The sequence below is a fragment of the Psychromonas arctica genome (genome assembly GCF_038155225.1).
In the GTDB taxonomy this organism is placed as follows: Bacteria; Pseudomonadota; Gammaproteobacteria; order Enterobacterales; family Psychromonadaceae; genus Psychromonas; species Psychromonas arctica_B.
The window spans coordinates 1-456 of sequence record NZ_JBAKBA010000111.1; the positions used below are offsets into that span (position 1 = coordinate 1).

At 45.6% G+C, this 456-nt stretch carries 1 rRNA gene; it reads left to right on the forward strand.

Annotation, left to right across the window (positions count from 1 at the left end):
* Positions 1–456: ribosomal RNA gene (locus V6255_RS18010) — 23S ribosomal RNA — on the forward strand; the annotation flags it as partial.

The following is a 456-nucleotide window of genomic DNA, read 5'->3' on the forward strand; positions in this document are numbered from 1 at the left end:
AGGGGAACTGAAACATCTAAGTACCCTTAGGAAAAGAAATCAACCGAGATTCCGACAGTAGCGGCGAGCGAAATCGGAACAGCCCTTAAGCTGTTTAAAAGTTAGTGGAATGCTCTGGAAAGTGCAACGGTACAAGGTGATAGTCCTGTACACAAAAACTTCTTTATAGTGAAAACGAGTAAGACGGGACACGAGAAATCCTGTTTGAATATGGGGGGACCATCCTCCAAGGCTAAATACTCCTAATTGACCGATAGTGAACCAGTACCGTGAGGGAAAGGCGAAAAGAACCCCTGTGAGGGGAGTGAAATAGAACCTGAAACCGTGTACGTACAAGCAGTAGGAGCGGATTTATTCCGTGACTGCGTACCTTTTGTATAATGGGTCAACGACTTAATTTTAGTAGCAAGGTTAACCGTTTAGGGGAGCCGTAGGGAAACCGAGTCTTAACTGGGC